This is a genomic window from uncultured Gimesia sp. (assembly GCF_937910335.1).
Taxonomy (GTDB): domain Bacteria; phylum Planctomycetota; class Planctomycetia; order Planctomycetales; family Planctomycetaceae; genus Gimesia.
Genome location: NZ_CALEMX010000376.1, coordinates 1 through 3,201 on the forward strand (window position 1 = coordinate 1; position 3,201 = coordinate 3,201).

Genomic DNA, 3,201 nt, shown 5'->3' on the forward strand with positions numbered 1-3,201 from the left:
AACGTTGAGAGGAAATCCAATAAATATTCCAAGCCCATCGATCCAATACCAACTTCCAAATGTTCTAAAGATTTTCCTTGTGAAATAAATGTTAATTTCGTGTCTCGGCTGTATTTTAAATGTTCTCTGCAAATAGTCGCCACAAAACTGATCGCCCACTCTACAAGTTCTTCCTGATCTTGATCAGGAAACGAGGGTAACCACAAATCAATGCCTATGATCAAGTCATAGTTTCGATTTTGATGATATTCCTGAACCATCAATTCCCCCTGACGAGCGGAACTTCTCCAATGGATTGCTCGTTGGCTATCTCCGGTACGATATTCACGGATATGATTAAATTCGTCGTCAAAGACACCGCGACGGCTTTGACTGTGTTGAGCCATTTCTGCGTCAGAGAAAAAGTCATTAGCCCACCGCGAGCTTAGTTTGCCGATCTGAGGATGTACAATGATTTCATCATAGTCAGAAAATACAGCCCCCCGTTTTATCAATCCCAGGGGATACTTTGTGGAAACTTGCAATGGTCCAAACTGGTAAATTCCGCGGTGCATCAATTTTGCATAATAATGAGCCGATAATTTCTGGCGCGGTCCCACTCTTCGAAAAACAACCGACGCTTCCAAATTTTCATGTCGATTAGTAAAAAAATCGCTTACTTCCATCAGGTAAGCTGCAATCAGTCGTTTCTTATTTTCAAGAGTGATTTCAGCGGTAAATATTTCACCTACCATGACTCTTTGCGGGATCAGCCGTTTTAATTTGATATTTTTCAGCATACTGTATGTGATCCATCCGTTGAGAACAAACGGACCTGTCATCATGGCAAAAACCAGCATTAGCATATTTTCGCGTGACAGGACGGAGCCTACAAACAGGATGGTCATGATCAACAGATAAATTAATCCATCTCGTGGAAGTGAAACCCGGTTTCGTCCGATACGATTGAGCTGGAATCGTTGCAATGCCGGGATGAATATTATGAGAACTTGAAAAATTCCCCATAAAAACAAAGCACTTGCTGCAAACCTCATGATCGCTGGGAGATTAGGATGAATTCGACCTAGCGTCAGCGGTGCCTGATAAGTGTAGATAAAAATGAACACGCCGATGAGCATCGATATGAACCCCGGTCGCCATTCGGTTCGTTTTCTCCATAGTCTGGCTAATATCTTGTTCATGAGTTGCTAACTGGGAAACAATGTAACTCGAATTTGTGAATTGTTTAAGAGAATCTGACAATCCCGTGTTACTTCTATTTTAACAGCAATGAGTGAAAGATCTATGATTAAAAAAGATCATATTAAACTTCATTACTCGCATTGAGAACACTCATTAATGGTTATTTCAAAGAGTGCAATCCGGATTCGAGTCGTTTTCGATTGATCAGAGCAAGACCGCGTGGTTCTTTCTTAAGGAATTTTATAAGCTGTGAAGAAGAACAATGTAAGTATTGGCTTGATGTTTTGATGTCAAATTGAAAATGTGTGACGGCATCAAGTGCTTCTGCGAGTAAAGCAGGAAAATCAACGTGTTCTGAACTGACTTTGAGTGTGCCATTACAAAGTCTGCGTTGCCAGAGCAAACTGGGTGTTTCTGAAATTTCTGTTATCCGATGATCTATTGCCAGATTCACACGCAACCGAAATAGTGCCATTGAACGATTACGCCCTTGCTCACGTCTTTCGGCTGCTTCACCCGATATCTGTGTTGGAAGATGATTGATTACTACGCCGGTTTCTACTTTATTGCGGTGTTGTCCACCGGGTCCAGATCTTCGCACGTGCTGGATACGACATTCTTTCAGCAATAATTCCTGATCAATGCAGGCAGGATGCGTTGAACCCAAGTGGAATTTTATAGGATCGGGAGATGTCATCATGGGGCATTCTACTTTGCAAAAGAAGTCCGAAGAATACTGAGCGTACTTCACAGGTCAGAGGTAACTGATTATGATAGTGAAACGACATCTATTATAGATTGTTGCCTTTGTTTTTCGCTATTAAATTCCTGTACGATTTAATGGTTCATCCTGCGTCTGGATCTCAAAATGAATTATGACAGAAACCAGGTTCATTCAAAAATCTACTTGGGGTTTTACTTATCCCTTGTATATCTGTCTTCAGTGAGCTGTGGACAAGTTGTTGATCCTAATAGCAAACCAGTGACAGAACTTGTCCTGAAGGCTGGAGGAAAAGTAATTCCAGTCCATAGCGAGCTACCTATTGATACTACAGCAAAGATTCCGGAAAATGGTTTTGCCATTCGTGAGATCGATTTGACAGATGCCAAACTAAAACTGAGTGAGTTGAAGCAACTTTCTAATTTACCCTATTTGGAATCACTCAATCTACATCAAACAAATCTGACAAATGAAGGTTTGGCTGAGATTAAAGATTTACCAAAGCTTCGCTCATTAGAACTTGCTTATACTCAAGTCACTGATGAAGAAGTCAGCAAATTGACACGGTTTCCCCGATTGCAGAAAATATTCCTTTATGGGACGTCAGTCAAACCTCAAACAATTGAGGACCTTAAATCCAACTTGCGCGGTTGCGTGATCCATAAATGATCTGGCTCAAATATTAATCGTTTTATTCTCTCCCCTCAGTCATGATTAGGAATAGCGGGCTTTTGCCAGGGAACGCTTCCATACCTTTGTATTTCCGCTCTCAGCAACGCCGACATTTGATTGAACATTTTTCGATTTGTATCTGCCAGATTTTTAGTCTCTAGCGGGTCTTCTTTCAAATTATAAAGTTCAAGTGGAGTAAAGGGAGAGTTCTGCAACAATTTCCAATCTCCACTTCGAACAGCTTCAATTGTTTTGCCTCCATAGCGAGTTCCCCCTTCGCGCCTTCGAAAAAACCAGTTTTTTCTTAAAGGGGGTTGAGTTTCTCCTTCGAGTGTTGGCAAAAAACTTACGGCATCAAGTCCAGCGGGAACCTTAATCCCAGCTGCTTCACAGACTGTCGGAAATATATCCATACTCATCGCCATAAAATCAGACTGAGACCGCGGCTTAATTCGATTATTCCAAACGATTCCAGTAGGCACTTTGAGGCCTCCTTCATACATACTCTGTTTACCATCGCGTAGCTTTCCATTATTGGCCCCGACATTCAATTGTCCGCCATTATCCGAACTGAAAACCACAATCGTATTATCGCCGAGACCAGACTCGTCCAAAGTTCTGATTAC

4 protein-coding genes are annotated in these 3,201 nt (G+C 41.6%); 1 reads left to right on the forward strand and 3 read right to left on the reverse strand.

All coding sequences use genetic code 11. The annotated features are described in order from the left end of the window. On the reverse strand, positions 1-1,181 hold a 1,181-nt coding region (locus Q0668_RS15000), incomplete at its 3' end, for a DUF58 domain-containing protein (protein WP_298866095.1). Positions 1,182-1,342: 161 nt separating this feature from the next. Beyond that, on the reverse strand, positions 1,343-1,882 hold the full coding sequence (locus Q0668_RS15005; protein ID WP_298866097.1) for a peptide chain release factor-like protein: 540 nt from the start codon (positions 1,880-1,882) through the stop codon (positions 1,343-1,345). Between the two features lie 168 nt (positions 1,883-2,050). On the opposite strand from Q0668_RS15005, the gene Q0668_RS15010 reads away from it, so the two are divergent. Beyond that, entirely contained in the window at positions 2,051-2,572 is a 522-nt protein-coding gene (locus Q0668_RS15010) for a hypothetical protein (RefSeq protein WP_298866099.1), read from the forward strand. Positions 2,573-2,607: 35 nt separating this feature from the next. On the opposite strand, the gene Q0668_RS15015 is transcribed toward Q0668_RS15010, so the two are convergent. Beyond that, positions 2,608-3,201: sulfatase/phosphatase domain-containing protein (locus tag Q0668_RS15015; protein WP_298866101.1), on the reverse strand; the 594-nt coding region annotated here is incomplete at its 5' end.